This is a genomic window from Sphingomonas sp. IC-56, from assembly GCF_021043375.1.
Lineage (GTDB): Bacteria > Pseudomonadota > Alphaproteobacteria > Sphingomonadales > Sphingomonadaceae > Sphingomonas.
This window is the reverse complement of the sequence record NZ_JAJNDV010000014.1, coordinates 23,407-50,187: the sequence shown is the minus strand read 5'-3', so window position 1 is coordinate 50,187 and position 26,781 is coordinate 23,407. Positions and strand designations below refer to the sequence as shown.

At 65.9% G+C, this 26,781-nt stretch carries 27 protein-coding genes and 1 tRNA gene; 21 read left to right on the top strand and 7 right to left on the bottom strand.

The genetic code is table 11. The annotated features are described in order from the left end of the window. Nucleotides 1-68: 68 nt before the first annotated feature. The 3 genes from LQ953_RS15605 (at nt 69) to LQ953_RS15595 (ending at nt 2,744) form a co-directional block, all read left to right on the top strand. Nucleotides 69-797: a 2OG-Fe(II) oxygenase gene (locus LQ953_RS15605; protein ID WP_231031913.1), complete on the top strand. Its 729-nt coding sequence runs from the start codon at nt 69-71 to the stop codon at nt 795-797. Nucleotides 798-843: 46 nt separating this feature from the next. Beyond that, a complete protein-coding gene (gene recJ / locus LQ953_RS15600; protein ID WP_231031912.1) occupies nt 844-2,607 on the top strand; it encodes a single-stranded-DNA-specific exonuclease RecJ in 1,764 nt (587 codons plus the stop codon). Between the two features lie 62 nt (nt 2,608-2,669). Next, nucleotides 2,670-2,744: transfer RNA gene (locus LQ953_RS15595), tRNA-Glu, on the top strand. A gap of 245 nt (nt 2,745-2,989) precedes the next feature. On the opposite strand, the gene LQ953_RS16285 is transcribed toward LQ953_RS15595, so the two are convergent. The 3 genes from LQ953_RS16285 to LQ953_RS15585 form a co-directional block, all read right to left on the bottom strand. Continuing rightward, nucleotides 2,990-3,121: a hypothetical protein gene (locus tag LQ953_RS16285; RefSeq protein ID WP_269141539.1), complete on the bottom strand. Its 132-nt coding sequence runs from the start codon at nt 3,119-3,121 to the stop codon at nt 2,990-2,992. A gap of 35 nt (nt 3,122-3,156) precedes the next feature. Continuing rightward, nucleotides 3,157-3,375, bottom strand: a complete 219-nt coding sequence (locus LQ953_RS15590) for a hypothetical protein (protein WP_231031911.1) — start codon at nt 3,373-3,375, stop codon at nt 3,157-3,159. An 80-nt stretch (nt 3,376-3,455) separates the two neighbouring features. Further along, a complete protein-coding gene (locus LQ953_RS15585; protein WP_231031910.1) occupies nt 3,456-3,662 on the bottom strand; it encodes a cold-shock protein in 207 nt (68 codons plus the stop codon). 283 nt (nt 3,663-3,945) lie between these two features. On the opposite strand from LQ953_RS15585, the gene LQ953_RS15580 reads away from it, so the two are divergent. Together LQ953_RS15580 and LQ953_RS15575 are read left to right on the top strand one after the other, a co-directional pair. Beyond that, entirely contained in the window at nt 3,946-4,404 is a 459-nt protein-coding gene (locus LQ953_RS15580) for a hypothetical protein (RefSeq protein WP_231031909.1), read from the top strand. A gap of 17 nt (nt 4,405-4,421) precedes the next feature. Then, nucleotides 4,422-5,519, top strand: a complete 1,098-nt coding sequence (locus LQ953_RS15575; RefSeq protein ID WP_231031908.1) for an extracellular catalytic domain type 1 short-chain-length polyhydroxyalkanoate depolymerase — start codon at nt 4,422-4,424, stop codon at nt 5,517-5,519. 4 nt (nt 5,520-5,523) lie between these two features. On the opposite strand, the gene LQ953_RS15570 is transcribed toward LQ953_RS15575, so the two are convergent. After that, on the bottom strand, nt 5,524-6,567 hold the full coding sequence (locus LQ953_RS15570; RefSeq protein WP_231031932.1) for a rod shape-determining protein: 1,044 nt from the start codon (nt 6,565-6,567) through the stop codon (nt 5,524-5,526). A 337-nt stretch (nt 6,568-6,904) separates the two neighbouring features. After that, on the bottom strand, nt 6,905-7,132 hold the full coding sequence (locus tag LQ953_RS15565) for a hypothetical protein (protein ID WP_231031907.1): 228 nt from the start codon (nt 7,130-7,132) through the stop codon (nt 6,905-6,907). Between the two features lie 169 nt (nt 7,133-7,301). Here LQ953_RS15565 and LQ953_RS15560 point away from each other — a divergent pair, with 169 nt between their 5' ends. Next, nucleotides 7,302-9,119, top strand: coding sequence for a DUF885 domain-containing protein (locus LQ953_RS15560; protein ID WP_231031906.1), 1,818 nt, complete (start codon nt 7,302-7,304; stop codon nt 9,117-9,119). A gap of 144 nt (nt 9,120-9,263) precedes the next feature. Here LQ953_RS15560 and LQ953_RS15555 read toward each other — a convergent pair whose 3' ends face one another. Continuing rightward, nucleotides 9,264-11,081 carry a DUF885 domain-containing protein gene (locus LQ953_RS15555; protein ID WP_231031905.1) on the bottom strand — a complete coding sequence of 606 codons (1,818 nt, stop codon included), beginning with the start codon at nt 11,079-11,081 and terminating at the stop codon, nt 9,264-9,266. 113 nt (nt 11,082-11,194) lie between these two features. On the opposite strand from LQ953_RS15555, the gene LQ953_RS15550 reads away from it, so the two are divergent. From LQ953_RS15550 to LQ953_RS15525, 6 genes are all read left to right on the top strand, one after another. Then, nucleotides 11,195-11,461, top strand: a complete 267-nt coding sequence (locus LQ953_RS15550) for a DUF6356 family protein (RefSeq protein ID WP_231031904.1) — start codon at nt 11,195-11,197, stop codon at nt 11,459-11,461. Nucleotides 11,462-11,465: 4 nt separating this feature from the next. Next, nucleotides 11,466-12,812: an FAD/NAD(P)-binding protein gene (locus LQ953_RS15545; protein WP_231031903.1), complete on the top strand. Its 1,347-nt coding sequence runs from the start codon at nt 11,466-11,468 to the stop codon at nt 12,810-12,812. A 95-nt stretch (nt 12,813-12,907) separates the two neighbouring features. Then, a complete protein-coding gene (gene hppD / locus LQ953_RS15540) occupies nt 12,908-13,948 on the top strand; it encodes a 4-hydroxyphenylpyruvate dioxygenase (protein WP_231031902.1) in 1,041 nt (346 codons plus the stop codon). Nucleotides 13,949-14,103: 155 nt separating this feature from the next. Then, on the top strand, nt 14,104-15,384 hold the full coding sequence (gene hmgA, locus LQ953_RS15535) for a homogentisate 1,2-dioxygenase (RefSeq protein ID WP_231031901.1): 1,281 nt from the start codon (nt 14,104-14,106) through the stop codon (nt 15,382-15,384). 149 nt (nt 15,385-15,533) lie between these two features. Beyond that, a complete protein-coding gene (locus LQ953_RS15530) occupies nt 15,534-15,887 on the top strand; it encodes a Rieske (2Fe-2S) protein (protein WP_231031900.1) in 354 nt (117 codons plus the stop codon). A 10-nt stretch (nt 15,888-15,897) separates the two neighbouring features. Beyond that, nucleotides 15,898-17,049, top strand: a complete 1,152-nt coding sequence (locus LQ953_RS15525) for an isovaleryl-CoA dehydrogenase (RefSeq protein WP_231031899.1) — start codon at nt 15,898-15,900, stop codon at nt 17,047-17,049. A 40-nt stretch (nt 17,050-17,089) separates the two neighbouring features. On the opposite strand, the gene LQ953_RS15520 is transcribed toward LQ953_RS15525, so the two are convergent. Next, on the bottom strand, nt 17,090-19,162 hold the full coding sequence (locus LQ953_RS15520; protein WP_231031898.1) for a M13 family metallopeptidase: 2,073 nt from the start codon (nt 19,160-19,162) through the stop codon (nt 17,090-17,092). A 120-nt stretch (nt 19,163-19,282) separates the two neighbouring features. Between LQ953_RS15520 and LQ953_RS15515 the strand changes: the two genes are divergently transcribed. From LQ953_RS15515 to LQ953_RS15475, 9 genes are all read left to right on the top strand, one after another. Further along, nucleotides 19,283-20,884 carry a carboxyl transferase domain-containing protein gene (locus tag LQ953_RS15515; RefSeq protein ID WP_231031897.1) on the top strand — a complete coding sequence of 534 codons (1,602 nt, stop codon included), beginning with the start codon at nt 19,283-19,285 and terminating at the stop codon, nt 20,882-20,884. Nucleotides 20,885-21,024: 140 nt separating this feature from the next. Further along, complete coding sequence (locus LQ953_RS15510) at nt 21,025-21,381, top strand: endonuclease domain-containing protein (protein ID WP_231031896.1); 357 nt, start codon at nt 21,025-21,027, stop codon at nt 21,379-21,381. Beyond that, a complete protein-coding gene (locus LQ953_RS15505; RefSeq protein WP_231031895.1) occupies nt 21,381-21,767 on the top strand; it encodes a hypothetical protein in 387 nt (128 codons plus the stop codon). Before LQ953_RS15510 ends, LQ953_RS15505 begins: the two co-directional genes overlap by 1 nt. 43 nt (nt 21,768-21,810) lie before the next feature. Next, entirely contained in the window at nt 21,811-22,134 is a 324-nt protein-coding gene (locus LQ953_RS15500) for a DUF3088 domain-containing protein (protein ID WP_231031894.1), read from the top strand. Nucleotides 22,135-22,231: 97 nt separating this feature from the next. Next, nucleotides 22,232-24,091: an acetyl/propionyl/methylcrotonyl-CoA carboxylase subunit alpha gene (locus tag LQ953_RS15495; RefSeq protein WP_231031893.1), complete on the top strand. Its 1,860-nt coding sequence runs from the start codon at nt 22,232-22,234 to the stop codon at nt 24,089-24,091. A 91-nt stretch (nt 24,092-24,182) separates the two neighbouring features. Next, nucleotides 24,183-24,668 (top strand): GNAT family N-acetyltransferase, encoded by a 486-nt coding sequence (locus LQ953_RS15490; RefSeq protein ID WP_231031892.1) that lies wholly within the window; start codon nt 24,183-24,185, stop codon nt 24,666-24,668. After that, complete coding sequence (locus tag LQ953_RS15485; protein WP_231031891.1) at nt 24,668-25,120, top strand: MaoC family dehydratase; 453 nt, start codon at nt 24,668-24,670, stop codon at nt 25,118-25,120. The genes LQ953_RS15490 and LQ953_RS15485 overlap by 1 nt, the downstream gene beginning before the upstream one ends. Before the next feature lie 32 nt (nt 25,121-25,152). Further along, nucleotides 25,153-25,452, top strand: a complete 300-nt coding sequence (locus tag LQ953_RS15480; protein WP_231031890.1) for a hypothetical protein — start codon at nt 25,153-25,155, stop codon at nt 25,450-25,452. Next, entirely contained in the window at nt 25,449-26,672 is a 1,224-nt protein-coding gene (locus tag LQ953_RS15475; RefSeq protein WP_231031889.1) for a flavin monoamine oxidase family protein, read from the top strand. Before LQ953_RS15480 ends, LQ953_RS15475 begins: the two co-directional genes overlap by 4 nt. The last annotated feature ends 109 nt before the right edge of the window (nt 26,673-26,781 follow it).

The window sequence follows — 26,781 nt, the reverse complement described above, 5'->3', positions numbered from 1 at the left end:
GCTTTACGCCGGGCCCTTGTTGCGTCCAGGTGCTTGCATTCCCGACCCTCCCGCGCAATCTCAGGCGCGTGAGCAAGAATAACGGATTGATGTCGGGCGGCCCCTCGCCCGTCCGCGCCAGGATCGGTCGCGACGTCTCTGCCCGCTTGGAGGCCAACCCTGCCATCAAGCGCGCCAAGGTCGAAGCGGCGCAGATGTACACCCATGACGGCTTCCTGTCCGAAGCCGAATGCGACACGCTGATCGACCTGATCGACCAGAACTCGCGCCCCTCTACCCTGCTCGCGGTCAGCGAAGATCCCGAGTACCGCACCAGCGACAGCTCCGATCTGCATCGCTGGTCGCAGGATGTCTACGAGATCGACCTGCGCATTGCCGAGCTGCTCGGAATCCCCGAGGAAAACGCCGAAACCATGCAGGGCCAGCGTTACTCGCCAGGGCAGCAATTCCGCGCGCACTGCGACTATTTCCACGAGACCAGCCACTACTGGGCCAAGATGCAGGAAACCGGCGGCCAGCGGACCTGGACGGCCATGGCTTATCTGAACCAAGTCGAGGAAGGCGGCGCCACCTGGTTCCCGCGCGCCGGCATCCGCTTTAAGCCGAAGCGGGGCATGCTGGTGATCTGGAACAACATGTCCCCCGATGGCAGCCCGAACTACGACACGCTGCACGAGGGTATGCGTGTGATCGAAGGCACCAAATACATCATCACCAAATGGTTTCGCGAGGATGCCTGGTTGAGGGAGCCGATCCCCACTTTCCTGTCCACGGCCAAGCAGCAGGCCGACAACTGAGCGCGCCTGCCTCGTTATCGCCACTCCCGCGAGCCAGGGTCCTGCAATGTCGTCCGTGCTGAATATCCACCGTTCCATTCTTGGCCAGCCCTGGCGCTGGCGGGGCCTTGCCGCGGATGCCCGCGATCCCCGCTTCGCGCCCGATGATCTGGTGACGCAACTGCTGCTCGCCCGCGGTTGCCCGCGCGATGCGCTGGAGGCGCACAAGGCGCCCAGCATCCGCGCGTTCATGCCGGACCCCTCGATCTTCCGGGACATGGACAAGGCGGCCGAGCGGCTGGCCGATGCCGTGCTGGCACGCGAACCGGTTGCGATCTTCGGCGACTATGACGTCGACGGCGCCACTTCGGCGGCGGTAATGATCCTGCTGCTGCGCGATCTCGGGCTGGAGGCGCGTCCCTATATCCCGGATCGCCTGATGGAAGGCTATGGCCCCTCGGGCGAGGCACTGGTCCGGCTCAAGCAGGAGGGGGCCAGCCTGATCGTCACGGTCGATTGCGGCGCCCAGGCCTTTGAAGCACTAGCGATGGCGCGTGAGGCCGGTGCCGATGTGATCGTCTGCGATCACCACAAATGCGCCGCCGAACTGCCGGTTGCTGTGGCGGTGGTGAACCCCAATCGCCTAGATGAAGGCGAAGGTGCCGCCCACGGGCATTTGGCGGCAGTCGGCATGGCCTTTCTGCTCGGCGCGGCGCTGGTGCGGACGCTGCGCAGCCGCGGCTTCTTTGCCAACCGGCCTGAGCCCAAGCTGCTCGACCTGCTCGACCTTGTGGCGCTGGGCACCGTCGCCGACGTAGCCCAGCTAAAAGGCCTCAACCGCGCCTTCGTGGCGCAGGGGCTCAAGGTCATGGCCCAGCGCCGCAACATCGGCCTCAATGCGCTGATCGAGGCGTCCCGCCTCACGCGTTCGCCGACCTGTACCGATCTTGGCTTCGCGCTGGGGCCGCGCATCAACGCCGGTGGCCGCGTCGGCCGATCGGACCTCGGCGTGCGCCTTCTCACGACCCGCGACCCCGACGAGGCCCGCCGCATCGCCGCCGAGCTCGACCTCCTCAACGAAGAACGCCGGGCGATCGAGACCGAGGTACAACAGGCTGCCGAAGCGCTGTGCTACGCCCGCAGCAATCGTACGCTCACCGTGGTAGCCGCACGGGGCTGGCACGCCGGTGTGATCGGCATCGTCGCGGGCCGCTTGAAGGAAAAGCTCAACCGTCCGGCCATCGTCATCGCCATGGACGACAACGGCATCGGCAAGGGATCGGGGCGCTCGATCCCGGGCGTCGACCTGGGTGCCGCCGTGCTCGCCGCCAAGGATGCCGGTCTGCTGCACGCCGGCGGCGGCCACGCCATGGCGTGCGGCGTCACCATCGCCGAGGACCGGCTGGATGCTTTTGCCGAGTTCCTGGAGGAGCGCCTGTCGGACCGGATTACTCAGGCGATCGGCGAACGCGCGCTGTTGCTGGACGCCGTGCTCGCCCCGGGCGGCGTATGCCCAGACCTCGTCACTGCCATGGAAGCGGGCGGCCCCTATGGCATGGGCTGGCCGGCTCCGCGCGTGGCCGCTGGCCCGCTCAGCGTGATCAAGGCCGATATCGTTGGCAACGGCCATGTCCGCGCGATCGTCGCGGGCGATGATGGACGCAGCATCAAGGCGATGGCCTTCCGCCAGGCGGAAACCGAACTCGGTGCCGCCCTGCTTTCCGCACCGCGCCACCGCAAGCTGTGGCTCGCCGGCCGCGCCAAGATCGACGACTGGGGCAGCCGCCCGGCCGCCGAATTGCACGTCGAAGATGCGGCTTGGGCGGATTAGGCGCAAAAGGCGCTTGACCGGGGTGCGATCCTTCCCTAACCGGCCCTTCCACGCTCCGGCATGGCCCCTTCGTCTAGCGGTTAGGACGCGGCCCTTTCACGGCTGAAGCACGGGTTCGATTCCCGTAGGGGTCACCATCCCATGGTGATAACGACAGGATGCGCCGGTCGGACCCAGGTTGGGCAGACCGGAAAGCTGCGGTTGGGCAGTTCCTGAATCTTCTGTGCGGAAATCGCGCGATAGCGTGATCTAGTCGAGCGCCGACGTGCCCCGCGAATGCCGCAGCGCAATGGGACCGCCGCTCCGGCACCCTCAGCGCTAAGCAGCGCAGAGGGTGCGAACGAATGGTCCCAAGTGGAAAGCTGCCAACGCGCAGCCTAGCCTACTTCTTCGGCGCAGTTGCTTCCAGCGGCGCCTTGCCTTTGGCTGAGGGATTGGATGCGTTCAGCTTCGGCGGCTTGGGCGCCTTTGGCTTACGCGCTTCCTTGTTCGACTTCATTTGACCCTTGGCCATGATATACTCCTCGTGCTGTTTTCAGCGCCCGAACGTTATAGCGAGCCCATGCGCGTGGGCGTTCGCGTCACCTCGCCCGAGATCACCTTCGAGCCATAGGCCTTGGCAATGATCGCAGTGTCAGCCGCGTTGTTCATGACAACGCGGGTGCCGCCCGACCTGAGGGTCTCGATGGCGCTGATCGGAACCTTGCGCTTAGCGCATGCCGCTTTGACATGGTCCTGCGTGGCGTTGATGTTGATCGCTCTGGACATGACGTCTCCATAGTGCAGGGGTTTCGCCTGCTTTCGGCCAAAAAAAAGGGGGCGCTGAGCACCCCCTGATCACGTCAGGCTTATGCCGCCTGGAGGTTTACCGCCGACATTTTGCCGCGGCGATCCTCTTCCAACTCGTAGGTGACACGCTGGTCCTTATCGAGCGAGTGCATGCCTGCGCGCTCGACGGCAGAGATGTGGACAAACGCGTCGTTGCCGCCGGTCTCGGGCGCGATGAAGCCATAGCCCTTGGTGGCGTCGAAGAATTTCACGGTTCCGGTGATCATGATGGGTATCCTTGTCCCATGGGTGACGGGCATGCGCCAACAGCGGCGCATCCCGGCTTCGGTGAGGCTAGAAAGGGACAAAGGGAGGAGCCAAAGCGGCCCAATATCCGTCGCATGCGACGTCAGCCGCTTGCATATGGGGAGGCGCGGTCTCCGAAAAAAGGGGCCGCGAGAATAAGGTGTGCGCGGCCAGCCGCTGCGCAGCGCCTCCGCCGGCTCCGCCGCCAGCATGCACGATGTTCTAGCCGCACCCGCCGCACTAAACAGACACCTTGAACTGACGGTGCGTACCATCCACTTACCATCTATACGGATGGAGGCGAACGACGTGGCGGAAGTTTCGGAGCTCCGGCCGAGGGGCGACAGCGAGAAGATCACGATCAACCTTGGCTATGTGGATCTGGGCCACATCGACCTTCTCGCGCAGGAGGGTTTCTACTCAAACCGCACGGATTTCATCCGGACGGCCATAAGGAACCAGCTGGAGCGCCACAGGGCAGCGGCGGAAAAGTCCGTGGTGCGCAAGCAACTCGACCTGGGCGTCAGCCACTTTTCCCGCGAACAGCTCGAGGCTGCGCGGGAACGAGGTGAGACGCTGGACATCCGCGTCCTAGGCCTGGCGACGATCGCTGCCGACGTTTCGCCTGAGCTCGCTCGTGCGGCCATCTCATCGCTCACCGTGCTAGGTGTCCTTCATGCGAGTGCAGCGGTGAAGGCCGCGCTCGCGGACCGCATCGCTTGAACCGAAAGAACAAGAACATGGCTTTTCAAGAATCGATGGCGGAAGCGCTTCGGCTCACGCGATCCGGTAATCTGATGGAGGCGACGGCATTGCTCCGTTCCGCGCTTCAGCCTGGGGGGCCGGATGCGTCTCCATCGGGAGCGGGGTTCGATAGCGAATCCCCGGCTCTCACCTCCATCGCGCATGAGGTGCAGCCATCCATGCAACCACGTGGAGCCGCTACGCAGCACAACGTGGCCGATACGAATAACGCGCCTTCGCAGTTCGAAGATCATGCCTATCGCGGGAGCGGAGGAACCATGAGCTATCGGCTCTATGTCCCGGCCAACGCCACCGCCGGCATGCCGCTCGTCGTGATGCTTCACGGTTGCACCCAGTCGCCCGAGGATTTTGCCCGGGGAACGGGCATGAACCGTCTGGCCGACGAATTCAGCTTCCTGGTCGCCTACCCTCGCCAGACACAGGCCGCCAATCCGCAGAAATGCTGGAACTGGTTCAAGCCCGGGGACCAGCAGCGGGACCGTGGAGAGCCCGCACTGTTGGCGGGCTTAACGCGGGAGGTGATCTCCAAGCATGACCTCGACCCGCAGCGGGTGTACGTGGCCGGTTTGTCGGCCGGGGGTGCTGCTGCTGCGATCATGGCGGCCCAATATCCTGACCTGTTCGCAGCCGTTGGGATCCACTCCGGTCTCGCCTGCGGCGCGGCGCGAGACCTTCCAAGCGCACTTGCAGCGATGAACCGCGGCGGTGTGCCGGCAGCAACAGGCCGTTCGGGCCACAGCTTCGTTCCCGTGATCACCTTCCACGGCGATAAAGACGCAACCGTCCACCAGGCGAACAGCCGGATCATCGTGGACGCTGCGACAAAGGCCGCAGGCGTACCGCTCAAGGTCGAGGTCGAAGAAGGGCGCAGCGACGCCGGCTGCCACTATCGCCGCGAGATGAGCGTAGACGCTGAGGGCCTGGTGCACATCGAGCAGTGGACGATAAGAGGCGGCGGCCACGCATGGTCCGGTGGCGACGCGGGCGGCTCTTACACCGATCCGAAAGGGCCGGAAGCATCACGGGAAATGGTGCGCTTCTTCCTTGAGCGAAAGCGCACCAGCCGGACTTGATCGGCTACGTGCCTGCCATCACGCCTTGATATACCGGATCCTCCAGTGCGCGCCCGGCACCTGTGGCTACGCACATCAAGGCGTTTTCGGCAACGATCACGGGCAGGCCGGTGGCTTTTGCAAGGACTTCGTCGAGCTGCGCGAGCAAGCTGCCGCCTCCGGTCATGACGATGCCCTGGTCGCAAAGGTCCGAGGCCAGCTCCGGCTGGACCTTTTCCAGCGCAGAGAGCGTGGCTTCCACGATCTGGGCGGTCAGTTCAGCAAGGAACAGCGCGATCTCGCCTTGGCTGACATCGACCTCGGCGGGCATGCCCTTCACCAGGTCGCGCCCCCTGACTTTGGTAACCGTTCCGATACCGTCGCTCGGCGCCTGAGCAGAGCCGATCGCGACCTTTATCCGCTCGGCCGTGGCTTCGCCGATCATCAGATTGTGCTTGCGCCGGATGCCCGAGGCGATTGCTTCGTCCATCCGATCGCCACCGACACGAACCGACGCACTGTACGCAAGCCCGCGAAGCGACAGGATCGCCACTTCCGTTGTCCCACCGCCAATGTCGACGATCATCACGCCCAGAGGCTCGGTGACAGGCAAACCGGCGCCGATCGCCGCGGCCATCGACTCTTCGATCAGATACACCTCGCGAGCGCCGGCGCTCGTGGCGGCTTGTTGGATGGCTCGCCGCTCAACCGGCGTGGCGCTGCTGGGGATGCTGATGGCGATCGCGGGCCGGCGCGCAAAGCGGCTGGCGCCGCCCCGCGCCTTGTCGATGAAGTATTTGATCATCTGCTCGGCGACATCGATGTCCGCGATCACGCCATCTCGCATCGGGCGGATCGTGCGCAAATTGTCGGGCGTTTTGCCCAACATGAGCTTGGCCTCCGCGCCGACGGCTCGCACCCGCGACGTTCCGTTCAGAACTTCAAGCGCGACCACGGAAGGTTCGCTCAGAACGATCCCGCGGCCCCGCAGGTAGACCACGGTGTTCACCGTTCCGAGGTCTATCGCCAGGTCACAGGAGGCGCGGGAAAGTAAGCCAGGTAAGCGCATGGAACTCAATCTTGTTGGCGTTCAGGCGGTTCAGGGTTTGCGAAACGCAGCGCCGGATTGCGTGACGATGTTAGTGACTCACGCAGAGAGCCGGGGAAGCCGGCATGCGATCGTTGGGGGGGGCTTAGCAGAATTGCGCGTGCGCGGGGTACACCAAAGCGCCCTGTGTCCGCGCATGGTGCATCGTTGGAACGCGATGGCGCCAAACGCCCGCGACAGGTGCCGAAGTGGCGAGTCGGCTAAAGCCTCTACCTCCTTGCATTGCAAGGGCAGGGCAAGCTCGCTTCAGCGTAGGCGTTCCTCACGCGCTCACACTCAGGGGTGTGACAGCCGAGCACTAGATGGCGTACCTCACCCGCTGCGGGCGGGCTAGCATCGCGTGGGCGGCGTCGTCGCCGGTAAAGCGCTCAGCCTTCGGATCCCATCTGAGGCGGCGGCCGGTCGTGACGTGCATCTCGAATGCGTCGAGCGCTCCCCAGGTAGACGAAAGAGTGCGGGTGGCGCCCACCATGGTGGTTTGCACCGCCATCGCGCTCCAGTCGGACACCGCAGTTCCGAGCCGCACGGCGTGGCCTTCGCCACGTTCTCGATCCCACTGCAAAGTCTCGGTCTGTGAACCACAAGTTCCGGGATCATCGCTGCCCATACGCTGGAGGGCAGCAACGCGATTCCACTTGCCGCATCGGCACCCACCTAACAGGGTAGGACCTGATACTTGGCGTCAGGAGATTCTCGTGGATCGTCGTTCGTTCATCGGCAGCGCCGGCGCAGCCACCCTCGCCGCAGCAGTTCCGGCTAATGGACAGGCGCTCGCGGGCGACACCGCCGATGCGCAGCTGCGGACCCTACTTGACCGCTTCTTCTACGATCGACTGGGCGATGATCCGGAAGGAGCGACGCGCCTGGGGCTCGACACCGGCGAGCGTGCCGCGCTCAAGTCAAGGCTAAGCGACGGCTCGGCCAAGGGTGTCGCTGCCGACCTAGCCCGCGCCAAGCGCGAGCTTGCCGAGCTTCGCGCGATCAATCCCGCCGCGCTGTCGCCAGCGGCCAAGCTCGACTACGAAATCGTCCTGTATCAGCTCCAGCGCGGCGTCGCGGGTGCCGAGCGCTTCACCTATGGCGCCAGCATGGGCCGCTACGCGCCCTATGTGCTCAGCCAGCTGACCGGCGCCTATCGCGACGTTCCCGACTTTCTGGACTCACAGCACCGCATCAAGGACGCGGCAGATGCCGACGCGTACCTCGCACGTCTGACCGCCTTTCCGCAGGCGATCGACAACGACACCGAGCGCCAGCGCGCCGACGCCGCACGCGACGTGTTCGCGCCCGATTATCTGCTCGACACCACGCTGAAACAGCTTGCCGCCCTGCGTGACCAGCAGCCGGGCGCCACCGTCATGGTCACCTCGCTCGCGACCAAGCTGAGGGCGGCGGGCCTGCCCGACACCCATGTCGCCCAGGCGGAGCGGATCGTGGCCGACCGCGTCTTCCCCGCGCTCGACCGCCAGCGCGCGCTGGTCATCGAGCTGCGCGCCAGGGCAACGCACGACGCCGGCGTCTGGCGCTTCCCAGATGGGGATGCCTATTACCGCGCAGCAGCTGAGGCGGCGACCACGACTGCCCTTTCGGGTGACGAGATCCACAGGCTCGGCCTCGACCAGGTCGCACAGATCAGCGCCCGCATCGACACGATCCTCAAGGCGCAGGGTATGACACAGGGCACCGTCGGTGCCCGGCTGGTGGCCCTCAACCAACGGCCCGACCAGCTCTTCCCCAACACCGATCCCGGCCGCGACGCGCTGCTCGCCGCGCTGAACGCGCAGATCGAGGCGGTGGCCAAGCGCCTGCCCGAACAGTTTGCGACGGTGCCAAAGGCACCAGTCGAAGTTCGCCGCGTACCACCCTCGATCCAGGCCGGAGCGCCTGGCGGTTATTACCAGAACGCTTCGCTCGACGGTTCACGTCCTGCGATCTACTACATCAACCTGCGCGACACGTTCGACCGGCCCAAGTTCGGCCTCGCCACGCTGACTCATCACGAAGCGGTTCCCGGTCACCATCTTCAGGTGATGACCGCGCTCGAATCCACCAGCATCCCGCTGATCCGCCGCCGCACCTTCTTCAGCGGCTATAGCGAGGGCTGGGCGCTCTATGCCGAGCAGCTGGCGGACGAGATGGGGATGTATGAGGGCAATCCGCTCGGCCAGGTCGGCTATCTCCAGTCGCTGCTGTTCCGGGCGACCCGGCTGGTGGTGGACTCAGGCATGCACCACAAGCGCTGGAGCCGCGAGCGAGCGACCGACTATCTGATCGCCACCACCGGTATCGCGCGGGGCCGCAGCCAGGGCGAAATCGATCGCTACACCGCCTGGCCGGGCCAGGCGTGCAGCTACAAGATCGGCCACACCGTGTGGGCGCGCCTGCGCGATCAGGTGAAGCGCAAGCAAGGCGCCCGCTTCGATCCGCGCGCCTTTCACGCGATCCTGGCCGACGGTCCCATGCCGCTCACCGTGCTGGAGCGGGTGGTCACCGAACGGATGTTGAAGGGGTGAGCCATATCCATCTAACTTCCACGTCATCCCGGCCTTGAGCGGGATCCCGCTTCTTCTTCCAAGGGATAAGGTAGCGGGACCCCGGCTCAAGGCCGGGGTGACGGACGATAATTGCAGATTCTCGACCAACCCGTGTCGGCCACCCTACCCCCGCTTCGCAGCAATATACGCGTCGACCTGCTCCTCCAGCACATCGAGCGGCAACGCCCCGTTCGCCAGCACCGCCTCATGGAAGTCGCGAATGTCGAACCGTGCCCCCAGCGCCTTTTCCGCCTTGGCCCGCAACCCAGCGATCTTCAACTGCCCGACCATGTAGCTTGTCGCTTGCCCAGGATTGTTGATGTACCGGTCCACTTCCTTGACGATATCGCGCTGCGACAGCGGCGAATTCTGCTGGAAGAAGGCGATCGCCTGCTCGCGAGTCCAGCGCTTGGAGTGCATGCCGGTATCCACCACCATACGGATCGCCCGCCACATCTGCAGCGAAAGCATGCCGAACTGAGTCTCGGGCGTCGGATATGCGCCCATCTCCTTGGCTAGCCGCTCGGTGTAGAGCCCCCAGCCCTCGATATAGCTGCCATAGAAGCCGAAGCGCCGGAACTTGGGCAGGCCCTGTAGTTCCTGCGCGCGGGCGATCTGGAAATGATGCCCCGGCGCGCCTTCGTGCACCGCGATCGCATTGACCTGCTGTTTGTTGACCTGGTTCATGTCGGCCAGGTTGACGTAGAAGATGCCGGGGCGCGATCCATCCGGCGCCGGGCGGTTGTAGAAGGCTACCGAAGCGGTCTCCTGTCGCCACTTCTCGACTGCGCGTACCTCCAGCTTCGCCTCGGGCAGACGGTGGAAGAAGCGCGGCGCAACCGCCATCATCTTAGCGATCACGGCACGAGCATCGGCGAGGTACAGCTCGCGCCCGGCTTCGTCGTTCGGGTACTTATATTTCGGATTGGTGCGGCTCGCCTCGAAGAACGCTTCCAGGCTGCCCGTGAAGCCGATCTGCGCCTTTACCTGCTCCATCTCGGCACGGATCGCCTCTACCTGGGCCAGACCAGTCTGATGGATCTGGTCGGCGGTCATGTCGGTCGTCGTGTAGAAGGCCAGCTGCGACTGGTAATAGGCATCGCCACCGGGCAGGCTCCAAGCGCCGTTGTTGCCCTTGGCCTGGGGCTCGATCGCATCCAGCGTCGCGAACAGCGTGGCGAAGCCGCGCTTGAATGGCCCGGTCAGCGCCGCTCTGGCCTGCTCGATCAACTGCGCCTTGGTCGCCTCGGGCACCTTGAGCGCACCGACTTTCTTGCGGAAATCGGCAAGCACCGTGCTGTCGGGCCCGCCATCAAACGGTGCGCCGGTAATCACCTTTTGCGCATCACCACGTGCCGGAGCGAACACCATCTTGGGCGGCACGATGCCCTTGGCCGCCTGCTCGCGCATCTCCGCCGAGACTTCGCGCATCACTCGTTCGCTGTCGATCAGCCGGGCGATATAGGCGCGCGCATCCTCGACGCTGTCGACGCGGTGCTCGTTGATCAGGAAGACGGGAATTTGCCCCGCCGGACTGCCATTGGTCGACACCGGAAAGCCATAGTCGCTGAACCGCGCCTGGCGCCGCGCGGTTTCGACATTCTTCTCGAACAATCGGTAGCTCAGCCGTCCCATCGTGGTCAGCTTGGCTGGGTCGAACCGTTTTTTCATGTCGGCAAGCTGCCGCTCGGCCAGCGCGAGCCGTCGCGCATCCGCCGCCTTGGTATAATCGTCCAGCCGATCATACTGCGTCTTCAGCCCCAGGCTGGTCATCTGTTCGGGGCTGAGCGCCACGGCTTCGTCGAACGCAGCGTCGAGGAAGGTCGTGAGCCGCTGGTCCTCCGCGCTCGGCGCCGTTGCAACCGTGGGCGACGACGTTTGCGCCATCAGCGGCCCCGCCGCACACGCAGCCAGCAGACCCGCCAGATAAACCCGCTTCATTCCAACCTCCCTATCGTTGCGGCGCACGGTAGCGATTGCGAACCGCCGCGCAACGGCTGCAATCGGACGCGGCACAGGTTCACAAGTGCGCAACCAGGGCCTAAGCTCGCATCATGATCGACCGCATCTTCCTCGACCACCCGCGCAGCGTCGGCGAAAGCTATGGCGAACATGCCGCCACCGCCGCTCGCTTCGGCGTGTCCATGATCGTCGGCGGCGCCGCCTGCCTCGTGCACGCCGTCGTACCGCCGCTGTTCACCCGGACCGCCAGCGACACCGTGAAGCGGCTCTATGCGCAGATGAAGGCCCGCCAACCGGCCTTTTCGCAGGACAAGCCCGCCTTCCAGCAGCCCGAATGGCAACTCGAATACGAGATCTGATCGCTTGATCGAACATGTCGCGATCATCGGCGCGGGCTTTTCGGGCACGCTCCAGGCGATCAACCTGCTGCGCCACGAAGGGCCGCGCGCCACGCTGATCGAGCGCGCGCCGGTCGCAGGCACCGGCCTTGCCTATGGTGCTGCGCATCCCAGTCACGTGCTGAACGTCCGCGCGTCGAACATGAGCGCCTTTCCCGACGATCCTTCGCACTTCGTCCGCTGGCTCGAGGCGCGCGGGGTCCCCGACGCGCCCGCCGCATTCATCCCGCGCGTGACCTATGGCGAGTATCTGCGGGAGTTGCTGGAAGAGGCACTGCGCACCTCCAACGGGCGCCTCACCCTGATCCGCGACGAAGTCTGCGATCTGGAAACCGGCCCCACCGTCCGCCTGAAGCTCGCCAACCGCACGCTGGAAGCCGATGCCGCCGTGCTCGCGGTCGGCAACCTGCCCCCACATGATCCGCCCGGCCTCGATCCGCAGCTGCTGTCGGACACCCGCTACAAGGGCGACCCCTGGCACCCGAGCGTGCCCGATGACCTGTCAGACGAGGACACGGTGCTGGTCATCGGCACCGGCCTCACCATGGTGGACGTTGTGCTGCTGCTGGAGGCGCGCGGCTTCAAGGGACACATTCTCGCCCTTTCCCGTCGTGGCCTGCTTCCCCGCGCCCATGCCGCCGGCAGCGACTGGCAGCGCATCGACGAGCGCCCGGGAACGGTCGCGTCCGCCCTGCTCCGCCAAGTCCGCATGCGCGGCGAGGCGATCGGCTGGCGCAATGCCGTGGACGAGCTTCGCCCCTTTACGCAGCCCATGTGGGGCCATGCCAGCGACGTCGAGCGCGGCCGTTTCCTGCGCCACCTGCGCCCTTGGTGGGACGTGCATCGTCACCGGCTGGCGCCTCAGGTCCATGCCCGGTTGCAGGCGATGCTGGACCGCGGCCAGCTACAGGTGGTCGCCGGCAAGACGCTCTCCTTTGCCGAAGAACCGGGCGGCATCAGCGTCCAGTACCGGGTGCGCGGCCAAGACGCTGCCGAGACGCTGCTCGCTCAGCGCATCATCAACTGCACCGGCCCGCTCGGCGACCTCAACCGCAGCGCCGAACCGCTGCTCCGCCGACTGGCCGAGCGCGGCTGCATTCGCCCTGACCCCGCACATCTAGGCATCGAAGTCGACAATCAGGCGCAGACGATCAACGCCGACGGGCAGCCCAACCACAATCTGTACGCGCTGGGTCCCATGACCCGCGGCGCGTTCTGGGAGATCGTGGCGGTGCCCGATATCCGCACCCAGACCTGGAGTGTCGCGCGGCGGCTCTCCAACGCGCACTGGGTCGGCGGCGAAGGGCTGTGACGCTGCGGAAAGTTTAGAAAAGTTTAGGCCGAAGCGGTGTTCCCGCCCGATAGTATCAATTGACACTATCCAGTCGGGCACAGTAAACGGAGCTCATGAACGACGCAGCCAACCCCCTCGGCCTCAACGGCTTCGAGTTTGTCGAATTCACTTCGCCCGATCCGGAGGCGATGGCGCAGCAGTTCGAACAGATGGGCTTCGTCCCCACCCACACGCATCCGCGCAAGGCGATCACCCGCTATAAGCAGGGCCGCATCAACCTGATGCTGAACCGCGACGAGAGCGGCCGCGTTGCCGAGTTCCGCGCGGCGCACGGCCCCTCTGCCAGCGCGATGGCGTTCCGCGTCAGCGACCCCAAGGCCGCTTTCGAATGGGCGCTCCAGTATGGCGGCGAGCGTACCGAGGAAGACGACACCGTCATCCAGGGTATCGGCGGGTCGTACCTGTACTTCATCCAGGACGGCGTCGACCTGTACGCCGACTGGGAAGAGATCGCCGGCTGGCAGGAGGCGGAGGCCGAGAACAATGTCGGTCTCGACTTGCTCGACCACCTCACGCACAATGTCCGCCGGGGCCAGATGCGGGTGTGGTCGGAGTTCTACAAGACGCTGTTCGGCTTCGAAGAGCAGAAGTATTTCGACATCAAGGGCCAAGCCACCGGCCTGTTCAGCCAGGCGATGATCGCCCCTGACAAGGCGATCCGCATCCCGCTCAACGAGAGCAAGGACGACCAGAGCCAGATCGAGGAGTTCATCCGCGAGTATAAGGGCGAAGGCATCCAGCACCTCGCGCTGACCACGGACGATATCTACGGCACGGTGGAGCGCCTGCGCGAGCGCGGCGTGAAGCTGCAGGACACGATCGAGACCTATTTCGAACTGGTGGACAAGCGCGTCCCCGGCCATGGCGAGGACCTTGAGCGGCTCCGCAAGAACCGGATTCTCATCGACGGGTCGGTCGAGCGCGGCGAAGGGCTGCTGCTGCAGATCTTCACCGAGAACATGTTCGGCCCGATCTTTTTCGAAATCATTCAGCGCAAGGGCAATGAAGGTTTCGGCAACGGCAATTTCCAGGCATTGTTCGAGAGCATCGAACTCGACCAGATCCGCCGCGGCGTGATCAAGGTCGACGCCTGACCAAGTTTGGAGAGGAGAGCCGGGATTAACCCGGCCCCGAAAGATCCCATCCTCAAGATCTGAGCGAGGGGAGCCGCAGGAGGATGAGGGAGATGCGCGAAGGCGTTTCTCCCTCATCTTGCTTCTTCGGCAGAAAAACAGGACGAGGAACTGCGATGACCGATTACTTCCCCGGCTTCGGCAATCACGTCTCGACCGAGGCTGTCCCCGGCGCCCTCCCCCAGGGTCGCAATTCCCCGCAGAAGCCGGCGTTCGGCCTCTACACCGAACAGCTGTCGGGCACCGCCTTCACCGCGCCACGCCACGAGAACCGCCGCTCCTGGCTGTACCGCTTGCGCCCAACCGCCGAGCACCCGCCTTATGCGCCGTACGAAGGCGCGCAGCTTTTCGCGCCGGGCACCGACAAGGCGCCTCTCGCCCCCAACCGGCTTCGCTGGAATCCCCTGCCCGCACCTGCAGGATCGATCGATCTGATCGACGGCATGACCACCATGCTCGCCAACCGCGATCCCGCCGACCTGGAGGGCGTTGCGCTCCACATCTATGCCGCGAACAAGGACATGGACGCGCGGGTGTTCATGAACGCCGACGGTGAGCTGCTATTCATCCCGCAGGCTGGGCGGCTGCAATTGCTCACCGAAATGGGCCGCATCGACATTGCCCCGGGCCAGATCGCGCTGATCCCGCGCGGGGTGCGCTTCCGCGCGCTGCTGCCCGATGGCGAAGCGCGCGGCTATGTCGCCGAAAATCACGGCGCGCTGTTCCGCCTTCCCGATCTCGGCCCCATCGGCGCCAACGGCCTCGCGAACCCCCGCGATTTTGAAACGCCTTCGGCCTGGTTCGAGGACGAAGACGGTGTGTACGAGGTTGTGCAAAAGTCGTTGGGAAGTCTGTGGATAACTAGGCTGGATCACAGCCCGCTCGATGTGGTTGCCTGGCACGGCAACCTGGCACCGTGGCGCTATGACCTGTCGCGGTTCAACACGATTAACACGGTGAGTTTTGACCATCCCGATCCGTCGATCTTCACGGTGCTCACCTCGCCCAGCGACGTGCCGGGCCGGGCCAACGCCGACTTCGTGATCTTCCCCCCGCGCTGGATGGTGGCGGAGGACACGTTCCGCCCACCCTGGTTCCACCGCAACATCATGTCGGAGGCGATGGGGCTGATCCACGGCGCCTATGACGCTAAGGCAGACGGCTTCGCCCCGGGCGGGCTGTCGCTCCACAACCTGATGGCCGGGCACGGCCCCGACGTGGCAAGCTGGCAGGGCGCGAGCAACGCCGAGCTCAAGCCGCACAAGATCGACGGCACCATGGCCTTCATGGTGGAGAGTTGCTGGCCTTACCGCCCCACGACCTATGCGATGGAGCACGCGCAGCCGGACTATGACGCGGCCTGGGCGGGGTTCCCGAAGGCGCAGTTGCCAAAGTGAGTGGTGGTTCTTCAATCCTCCCCCGGAGGGGGAGGGGGACCAGCGAAGCTGGTGGAGGGGTAGTCTCCACGGGCGAGACGGCTTGCGGCCAATACCCTTCCACCGCGCAAGCGCGGTCCCCCTCCCCCTCCGGGGGAGGAGTTCTCTAGATGGACCGCCTCACCGCTACCCCACCCGGCGTCACCCTGGGCCCGGTCACACTCGTGCCGGACGGCCGCGCGCGCAATTTCGTCATCGAACTGCGCGCGGGGCGTTTCCACGGCTTCATCGTCCGCCAGGGCGACGCCGTGCACGGCTATGTCGACCGGTGCCCGCACATGGGCCTGCCGCTCGCGCAGGAACTCGACGAGTATGTCGCCCCCGGCGGTGAGTATCTGATGTGCTCGTGGCACGGCGCGTTCTTCCGGATCGAGGACGGTTACTGCGTGGGTGGCCCCTGCGGCGGCGCCTCGCTACAGCCCTGGCCGATAACGGTACGCGACGGCATGCTCGTGACTGCTTGAGAGGATAGAGATGACCCCCGATTTCGACTTCGCGCTCGGTGACAATGCCGACATGATCCGCGAGACCACGGCGCGTTTCGCCAAGGACCGCATCGAGCCGCTCGCAGCGCGCATCGATGCCGAGGACTGGTTTCCCCGCGACGAACTCTGGACCGCGATGGGCGAACTCGGCCTCCACGGCATCACCGTTCCCGAGGACCAAGGCGGTCTTGGCCTCGGCTATCTCGAGCATGTCATCGCGTGTGAGGAAGTCAGCCGCGCTTCGGCCTCGATCGGCCTTTCCTACGGCGCGCACTCGAACCTGTGCGTCAACCAGATCAGCCGCTGGGCCAACCCTGAGCAGAAGTCCAAATACCTCCCCAAGCTGATCTCGGGCGAGCATGTCGGCAGCCTGGCGATGTCGGAAGTCGGCGCCGGTTCCGACGTGGTCAGCATGAAGCTGCGCGCCGAGAAGACCGACCGCGGTTATGTCCTCAACGGCACCAAGTTCTGGATCACCAACGCAGCCTATGCCGACACGCTGGTGGTCTATGCCAAGACCGGCGAAGGCTCGAAGGGCATCACCACCTTCCTGATCGAGAAGGACATGCCCGGCTTTGCGATCGGGCAGAAGATCGACAAGATGGGCATGCGCGGCAGCCCCACTGCCGAGCTTGTCTTCAACGACTGCGAAGTGCCCGACGAGAACGTCATGGGCCCGGTGAACGGTGGCGTCGGCGTGCTGATGTCTGGCCTCGACTATGAGCGCACCGTGCTCGCCGGCATCCAGCTCGGCATCATGCAGGCCTGCCTCGACGTGGTGCTGCCCTACCTCCGCGAGCGCAAGCAGTTCGGCAAGCCGATCGGGGCCTTCCAGCTGATGCAGGCCAAGGTCGCCGACATGTATGTCGCCCTCAATTCCGCCCGCGCCTATGTCTACGCGGTGGCCAAGAGCTGCGATGCGGGCAAGACCACTCGCTTCGACGCGGCCGGCGCGATCCTGCTGGCCAGCGAGAACGCCGTGCGCGTGTCGCTGGAGGCGATCCAGGCGCTGGGCGGCGCGGGCTATACCAAGGACTGGCCGGTTGAGCGCTTCGCCCGCGACGCGAAGCTGCTCGATATCGGCGCGGGCACCAACGAAATCCGCCGCATGCTGATTGGCCGCGAACTGATCGGGAGCTGACCACCTAATCCTCCCCCGCCAGGGGGAGGATATTAGCGCCTCACCAAACCTTCACCCGCTTCTCGGGCGCCAGGAAGAGCTTCTGGCCGGCCTGCACCCCGAACGCGTCATACCATGCATCAAGGTTGCGCACGGTCTGCGCCCGCCAGCGGGACGGGGCGTGCCCGTCCGTCGCGATCTGCGCACGCAGATCCTGCTCGCGGCCCTTTTCCCGCCAGCTCTGCGCAAAGGCCAGGAAGAAGCGCTGGTCGCCGGTCAGCCCGCCGATCACTGGTGCCGGCTTGCCGCCCAGAGCCGCGTGATACGCTTCATAGGCCGCAGTCAGGCCCGCAACGTCGGCGATGTTCTCGCCCAGTTCCTGCGTGCCGTTCAGGCGCAACCCCGGCAGCGCCTCATAAGCGTCATACTGTGCCGCCAGCGCCGCACCTGCCTGCTTGAAGTGGGCCAGGTCCTCCTTGGTCCACCAGTTGCGCAGCCGCCCGCTGGCGTCGAACGTCGAACCCAGATTGTCGAAGCTATGGCTGATCTCATGGCCGATCACCGCACCGATCGAGCCATATTTGGCCGCCGCATCGGCCTGTGGGTCGTAGAACGGCGCCTGCAGGATCGCGGCCGGGAAGTTCAGCGCGTTCTGGAGCGGCAGGTTAACTGCGTTCACTGTCTGCGGCGTCATCCACCACTCGCCGCGGTCGACCGGCTTGCCGATCTTGCCCAACTGATGCCGGTATTCGGCAAGTTTCGCACGGCGCAAATTGCCGACCGGATCGTCTGCCTTCACGTCCAGCCCAGCATAGCTGCGCCACCTCTCAGGGTATCCGACGCCGATCTGCATGGTCTCGATCTTGCGGCGCGCCTCGGCCTTGGTGGCCGGCGTCATCCAGGGAAGCGCCGCGACGCGCTTGTCGAACGCGGCGAGGATGCCCTTCGACATCGCCTGGATGTCGGCCTTGGACGAAGCCGGAAAATAGTCCTTGGCGTAGAGTTGACCCACGGCGTCGCCCAGCCAGATGGTCACGCTGCCGATCGCCCGCTTGTCGCGCGGGCGCGGCTTGGGCGTGCCGTTCAGCTGGTGGCTGAAGAACTCGAAATGCGCCTGGTCGAAGGCCGCGGGCAGCACGTCGGTGACTTCGTTGATGCGGTGGAAGGTCAGCCAGTCCTGCCAGGTCTGGATCGGCTCGCTGGCCACCAGCCTGGACAAGCCGGCGACCGCGCCGGGCTGCCAGACGATGAAGTCGTCCTGCTGCGCCAGGCCCGCGGCGTTCCAGAAGGCGCCCCAGTCGATGCCCGGCGCCTTCTTCGCGAAGTCGGCCTTCTTCCAGGGGTTGTTCGCCTTGGTCGCGTCCTGGCTGGTGACGATGTCGGCGTGGGCGCGGGCGATCTTGGTCTCCAGGTCGACGATCCTCTGCGCGCGGGCATCGGGCTCGGTGACGTTGGCCAGGCTCAGCAGCTTGCCGACATAGGCGCGATACTGGTCGCGGATCTTCGCCATGTCTGGCTTGTCCGACAGGTAATAGTCGCGGCCGGGGAGACCCAGCCCGCCCTGGAGCAGATAGGGCACCGTCGTATCGGGCTGGCTTAGCGCCTGTGTCACGAAGATGCCGAACAGGTTCTCGGTGTTCAGATGCGTGGCGTTCAACGGGTCCACATCGGCGCGGATGTTGCCCCCCAGCATCGCCGACAGCGCCCTCTTGTCGGGCAACGACGCGATGGCATCCATTTCCTCGCCCAGCGGCGCGAGGCCACGCTGCTCGATCGCCGCAGTGTCGGTATAGGCGTTGTACCAGTCCGCGATGCGCCGCTGGTCGCTGCCTGGGGCGGCGTTCGCCTTCAGCGCGGCCTGGAGAATCGCGGCGTTGTTCGCTTCGGCCTTGTTGAACACTTCCAGGAAGATGCCGATGCTGGAGCGGTCGGCCGGGATCTCCGTCTTCGCGCGCCAGCCGCCATTGGCATATTCCTCGAAATCATCGCCCGGCTTCACGCCCTTGTTCAGCCCGGCCAGATCGATGCCGATCCCCGGCTGGGTAGAAGCCGTTTCCGTCTTCGCCGCATCGCCACCGGGCGTGCATGCCGTGGTGGCGAGCAAGGCGGCAACCAAGAGGACACGAGTTCGCAACGCTGATCTCCGGATTCACAAAGTTCGTCCGGGTGCTACTCCCCACGCCAGCCGCGCGCCAGTCCTTCCCAACCCGGCTCACCGCGTCTAGGACCACGGGCAAACGATAAAGGAGGATGCATGAGCGCCCCGGTGCTCGACACCAAGGTCTCGGTCGATAGCGAGACGTTCCGCGCCAATGCCGCGCACAACCGCGCGCTGGCCGATCGCCTGCGCGCCGATGTGGCGCAGGCGGCTTTGGGCGGCAGCGACAAGGCGCGTGAACGCCACACCGCCCGCGGCAAGCTGCTGCCGCGCGAGCGCGTCGAACGGCTGCTCGATCCCGGCGCGCCGTTCCTCGAAATCGGCCAGCTCGCGGCGAATGGCATGTATGACAACGAGGTCCCGGGCGCCGGCGTGATCGCCGGCATCGGCCGCGTCTCGGGCCGCACGGTGATGATCGTCTGCAACGACGCCACGGTGAAAGGCGGCACCTATTACCCCCTGACCGTCAAGAAGCACCTGCGTGCGCAGGCGATCGCGCAGGAGAACCGCCTGCCCTGCACCTATCTGGTCGATTCGGGCGGCGCCAACCTCCCCCACCAGGCCGAGGTTTTCCCCGACCGGGAGCATTTCGGCCGGATCTTCTTCAACCAGGCGAACATGTCCGCGCAGGGCATTCCCCAGATCGCCTGCGTGATGGGCAGCTGCACCGCCGGCGGCGCCTATGTTCCCGCCATGTCGGACGAGAGCGTGATCGTCCGCAACCAGGGCACGATCTTCCTCGCCGGCCCGCCTCTGGTACAGGCCGCCATCGGTGAAGTGATCAGCGCCGAGGATCTTGGCGGCGGCGACCTGCACGCGCGCAAGTCCGGCGTGGTCGACCATCTCGCCGAGAATGACGAGCACGCACTGACCATCGTACGGGACATCGTCAGCCACTTGCCCGCCGACCGCACCCCCGACCTCAAGCTGCTCGACCCGCGCCCGCCCAAATACGCGCCGGAGGAACTGTACGGCATCGTCCCCCAGGACGTCCGCGCCCCCTATGACGTGCATGAGGTGATCGCCCGCCTCGTCGACGGCTCGGAGTTCCACGAGTTCAAGGCGCTCTATGGCAGCTCGCTGGTCTGCGGCTTTGCGCATATCTGGGGCATGCCGGTCGCGATCCTGGCCAATAACGGCGTGCTGTTCAGCGAGAGCGCGCAGAAGGGCGCGCACTTCATCGAGCTCGCCTGCCAGCGCCGCGTGCCTTTGCTGTTCCTTCAGAACATCTCCGGCTTCATGGTAGGGGGCAAGTATGAGGCCGAAGGCATTGCGAAACATGGCGCAAAGCTGGTCACCGCTGTAGCCACCGCCACCGTGCCCAAGCTCACGCTGCTGATCGGCGGCAGCTTTGGCGCGGGCAACTACGGCATGTGCGGCCGCGCCTATGACCCGCGCTTCCTCTTCTCCTGGCCCAATAGCCGGATCAGCGTGATGGGCGGCGAACAGGCGGCGAGCGTGCTGGCGACCGTTCACCGCGACGCAGACAAATGGTCGCCCGAGGAAGCCGAGGCTTTCAAGGTCCCGGTCCGGCAAAAGTACGAAGACGAAGGCAATCCCTGGCACGCGACCGCGCGGCTATGGGACGACGGGATCATCGACCCGGCACAAACCCGCGACGTGCTGGGGCTGGCCCTGGCGGCGACGCTGAACGCCCCCATTCCCGAACGCCCTCAGTTCGGCGTGTTCCGAATGTGAGGGGGCAGGCTGCACCTTCAACTCCTCCCCGGAACGGGGAGGGGGACCAGCCGAAGGCTGGTGGAGGGGGCCCACGCCTGCCCGAAGTGCTTTGTGCGCCGATCAAGCACGTGAGGCAGGCTCGCCAAGACCGACGCAAGATGCTCTTGCCCGAGGTGTTGCTCTGGCAGGCCCTTCGCAAACGGCCGGGCGGCTTCAAGTTTCGCCGCCAGCATCCTCAGCCTCCCTACCGGCTCGATTTCGCCTGCCTCGAAGCGCGGCTGGCAATCGAAGTCGATGGCGAGCACCACGCACGCGGGGACCGGCCTGCTGCCGACAGGGTCCGTAACAGGGTGCTCGCTGAATACGGCTTCGCCACCCTGCGCATCCGCGCGCGCGAAGTGCTCTCCGACCTCCCCGCGGTAATCACTGCGATCGTCGCGGCGTGCCGTGTCCGAGCACCCCTCCACCACCGGCCTGCGGCCGGCGGTCCCCCTCCCCGTTCCGGGGAGGTATGATGCTCCTCACCCTCGCCCTTCACCTCGCGGCACAGGCTCCCACCCTGCTCCCCCTCACCGAAGCAGACCTAAACCGCACGCACGAAACCGGCTGCGCCTTCTCGTTTGCCCGGGCCAACCAGACCCTCCTCCAGGCGATCGGCCGCGACCTCATGCTCCGCACGTCGCAGGGCTTCGACCTGTGCCGCTTCGACCAGACAACTCTCGACGCCTTCACCGGCGGCACGCGCGCCCTGAACTGCGGAGGCCGGACATTGCGACTGCGAAAGACCGGCGCCACGCAAAGCTTCCCCGAAAGCGACAGCGCCGGTTGGCCCGCCTCCCTTACCGTCACCACCGGCAAGGCCAGCAGAACCCTGCGCGGCGACGCGGGCGTGGCATGCTGAGCCCGCACCCCTCCATGCCCAGCACGACCTTCGGAGCCAGCACATGACCAAGGATCGCCTGTTCCTGCTCGACACCGACTGGGCCGATCCGGCCCATGGCGGCGAGCGGCGCTTCTACTGCAAGGATTGCATCACCGTCGAAGGGCTGCTGGCTGCCTTCCCGGAGCGCGGTGCGAACATCGAGGTCGTCCGCGTCGCCTGGCCTCGCCCGCGCGAAGCGGTGGTCGAGGCGATCGGCGAGGCCAATCAGAACCTGCCCGCGCTGGTGTGGACCCATCCCGACGGCAGCACTGCTTTCGTCAACGACCAAGCCGGCCTGCTCCGCGCGCTCCACGAGCGCCACGGCTTTCCGGAGCCGCATCCATGACCATCGCTGTAGAATTCCGCGTGGTTCACTCCACGGCCAGACCGTACGAAGACCCCGACTTCCTCAACTTCACACCCAGCCAAATGGTTGTTCCCCGATGATCGCTTCGCTCCTGATCGCCAATCGCGGCGAGATCGCCTGCCGTATCATCCGCACCGCGCGGGCGATGGGTATCCACACCGTGGCGGTCTTTTCCGACGCCGACGCCAACGCACTCCACGTCCGTCAGGCCGACGAGGCGGTGCATATCGGCCCCTCGGCGGCCCGCGAAAGCTATCTGGTTGGCGACAAGATCATCGCCGCCGCGCTGGAAACCGGCGCCGAGGCGATCCACCCCGGCTATGGCTTCCTCTCGGAGAATGCCGACTTCGCCCAGGCGGTGCTCGGCGCCGGTTTGATCTGGGTCGGGCCCTACCCTGACAGCATCCGCGCCATGGGCCTCAAGGACGCCGCGAAGGCGCGGATGATCGCGGCTGGCGTACCCGTCACCCCGGGCTATCTCGGCGAGGACCAGTCCCCCGAACGCCTCCGCGCCGAGGCCGATGCGATCGGCTACCCCGTTCTCATCAAGGCCGTCGCGGGTGGCGGCGGCAAGGGCATGCGCCGGGTCGACGATGCCGCGCAGTTCGCCGACCTCCTCCAATCCTGCCAGCGCGAGGCAGCGTCCTCGTTCGGCGACGACCGGGTGCTACTGGAAAAGTACATCCTCAGCCCCCGCCACATCGAAGTGCAGGTGTTCGGCGACAGCCATGGCAACGTCGTCCACCTGTTCGAGCGCGACTGCTCGCTCCAGCGCCGCCACCAGAAGGTGATCGAGGAAGCCCCTGCGCCAGGCATGGACGAGGCCACCCGCGAGGCGATCTGCGCCGCCGCCGTTCGGGCCGCCAAGGCGGTCGACTATGTCGGCGCCGGCACCATCGAATTCATCGCGGACGCTTCCGAAGGCCTGCGAGCCGACCGCATCTGGTTCATGGAAATGAACACCCGCCTTCAGGTCGAGCACCCGGTGACCGAGGAGATCACAGGGCAGGATCTCGTCGAATGGCAGCTCCGCGTCGCCAGCGGCGAGCCGTTGCCCAGGCGGCAGGACGAGTTGTCGATCACCGGCTGGGCAATGGAAGCGCGGCTCTATGCCGAGAACCCCGCCACCGGGTTTCTTCCGTCCACCGGCCCGCTCGAGCATCTGCGCCTGCCGGAAGCCGCTCGCATCGAAACCGGGGTCGGGCAAGGCGGCAGCGTGTCACCTTTCTACGATCCGATGATCGCCAAGATCGTCGTGCACGAAGCCGACCGGATCGACGCGATCGAGGCGCTGTGGGACGCCACCACCGACGTGGAAGTCTGGCCGGTGCGCACCAACGCCGGATTCCTCGCACGCATCTGCGGCGATGAAGACTTCCAGTGCGGCAACCTCGACACCGGCCTGATCGAACGCCGTGGCGAAGCGCTGACTAAGGCGCCCGAACCCCAGGACGATCACCTGCGCGACGTTGCCGGGGCGCTCGCCGCGCGTCCCGCCTCAGGCGTGTGGGAGGCAGCAATTGGCTTCCGCGCCAATGCACCGGCACGAAGCGACATCCGCATCGTCGATGATGCCGGCACGCTCTACACCGTCGCCGACGCCACACCGCACGATGGCGAGCCGCAGGAGGAAGTCGTCAGCTTCTTCCTAGGCGACGGCCGCGGCTTCCGCCTGCATCAACCCCGCGGCAGCGGTAGCGCCGGCGCTGCCGCCGATGGCGCGCTCCTGGCACCGATGCCGGGGCGCATCACCGCGGTGGAGGTTGTCCCCGGAGCTACCGTGACGAAGGGGCAGCGCCTCGTCACCCTTGAGGCCATGAAGATGGAACACAGCCTCGTCGCGCCATTCGAGGGGACCATCGCCGAACTCAACGCGGAGCCGGGTAGCCAGGTCGGCGAAGGCACGCTGCTGGTGAAGGTCGAGCGAACCGAATAAAAGAGCTAATGTTCCCCGGCGAAGGCCGGGGCCCAGCTACAAGCCGGTGGCAACTGGGTCCCGGCCTTCGCCGGGGAACAAGAGAGGGAACATGCCAAGCGACACACACCCCGAGCGCGTGCTCACCATTCGCTCAGCAACCCGCGAAGACCTTCCCAGCATCCTTGCAATGCTGGCACAGGACACCCTCCCCGCCGACCGTGAAACAGACTCAGCCGATCCCCGCTACGCCGCCGCCTTTGACGCGATCGACGCCGACCTCAACCAGTTGCTCGTCGCCGCAGAACTTGACGGCCAGGTGATCGGCACGCTCCAGCTCAGCTTCATCCCCGGCCTGTCCTTCCGCGGTGCCTGGCGCGGCCAGATCGAGGCGGTTCGGATCGCGAGCAGTCATCGCGGCCGCCGCTATGGCGAGCAGCTCATCGCCTGGGCGGTCGACCGCTGCCGCGAGCGGGACTGCTTTCTGGTCCAGCTGACCTCGTCCAACGAACGCACCGACGCCCACCGATTCTACGAAAGGCTCGGCTGGGCAAAGAGCCACACCGGCTTCAAATTGAAACTGAAGGATGCCCAGTAATGCCCGGACGGTTCTTCGATGAATGGGAGGTCGGCGACGTCGTCCAGCACGATCTGCGCCGCACAGTGACCGAAACCGATAATCTCCTTTTCACCACCCTCACCCACAACACACAGCCGCTGCACCTCGATGCGGAGGCCGCACGGGCTTCCGAATTCGGCCAGATCCTGGTCAACGGAACCTACACCTTCAGCCTGATGGTCGGCATCACCGTGGGCGACACCACCGCCGGCACGCTGGTCGCCAATCTCGGCTATGACGAACTGCGCATGCCCAAGCCGGTATTCCTCGGCGACACGCTGCGCGCCGAGAGCGAAGTGGTCGAGCTCCGCCCCTCCAAGTCGCGCCCTGGCCAGGGCATCGTCACCTGGAAGCACCGCATGCTGAACCAGCGCGGCGAACTGGTCTGCGAATGCCTCCGCTCGGCGCTGCTGCGGAGCCGCCCGGCCTGAAGCGCGTTGGATCGGACAAGGAGAGCAATGCCATGACCGATCCGAACCGCGCCCCGCTGAACGACACGCCCGAACTGCGCGAGGAAACCACCGCCGCCCACCAACTCACCGCCGACGAGCCGTTGCAGGACGTGCCGGCTGGCGGCGGCCTGGGCGGCCAGAGCGCTGCGGAAGGCGCCCCGAACGCCACCCGCACTCAGGAGGCTGCTACGCCCAACAATCCGGCCAGCCCCGCGGTTGCCGGCGACGCCGCCTCGCTCCGCGCCCAGGAAGAAGCCAAGCATCTCTCCACCTCCGGCACCGCTGAGCCCAAGCCTATGCCGGGTCAGTGACTCACGTCGGGGTCGCCGTGATCGGCGGCGGTGCAGCAGGCGTCGCCGCGCTGCGCACGCTGACCGATGCCGGCAATGACGCGCTGCTGCTTGAGGCAAAGGACCGCCTCGGCGGCCGCGCGCACACCGTGTGGACCCGCGGCTTTCCGCTAGACCTCGGCGCCGGCTGGCTCCACTCGGCCGAGCACAATCCCTGGGTCACTATCGCCGAGGCGGAAGGGTTCACGGTTGACCGCACCCTCCCCCGCTGGCGGGAGCAATGGCGCGATCTCGGCTTTACCCCGGAGCAGCAAAAAGCGGCAGGCCAGGCCTATGCCGCCTTTGATCGCCGCATGCGTGAGGAGCCGCCGGCCAGTGACCGCGCCGCGGATGCGCTTGAGCCCGGCTGCGAATGGAATGGCTATCTCGATGCGATCAGCGGCTACATCAACGGCGTCGGCAATGGCGAGGTCTCGATCGCCGACTATCTCGCCTATGACGATGCCGCGACCGAAACCGACTGGCGGGTCGCTGAAGGCTATGGATCCCTGATCGCCCGCCACGCCGCCGGTGCCCGCGTCGCACTCGGCACGCCAGTCACCCGCATCAGCGGCAACGCCAAGGTCCTGCAGATCGATACGCCCCGCGGCTCCCTCACTGCCGACGCGGCGATCGTCACCGTCTCCACCAACGTCCTCGCCACCGGCACGATCGGCTTCGACCCACGCTTCGACGACATTCTCCACGCCGCCGCCTGCTTGCCCCTCGGCCTGGCCGACAAGTTCTTCCTCGCCGTCGACCGCGCGGAGGAACTCGAACCCAATTCCCATCTCCTCGGCAACCCACGCTCGCCGGTCACCGCCACCTACACGCTGCGTCCCGTCGGCCACCCGGTGATAGAAGCGATGTTCGGCGGCGAAGGCGCAGAAGCCATGGAAGCTGCGGGCCTTAACGGTGCCGCTGCCTTCGCCATCGACGAGCTCTGTGCGCTGCTCGGCAACGACTGGCGCCCGCGTCTAAGGCTGGTTGCAGGCTCCGCTTGGGGCAAGGACCCGCACATCCTGGGCAGCTACAGCCACGCCCTCCCGGGACAGGCCGCAATGCGCCGGGTGCTCACCACACCCGTGGACGAGCGCATCCGCTTTGCCGGCGAGGCTTGCTCGCCCACCGAGTTCTCCACCGCCCACGGCGCCTACAAGACCGGCGTCGACGCCGCTCTTGCGCTGATCAGTACTAACTAATCAGTTCCCAGGCGAAGGCCGGGGCCCAGCTTCGGCGTCTTGTCGTGGGCGCGGGACGAGAGCCGCTACTGGCCTGCAACTGGGCCCCGGCCTCCGCCGGGGAACTTCT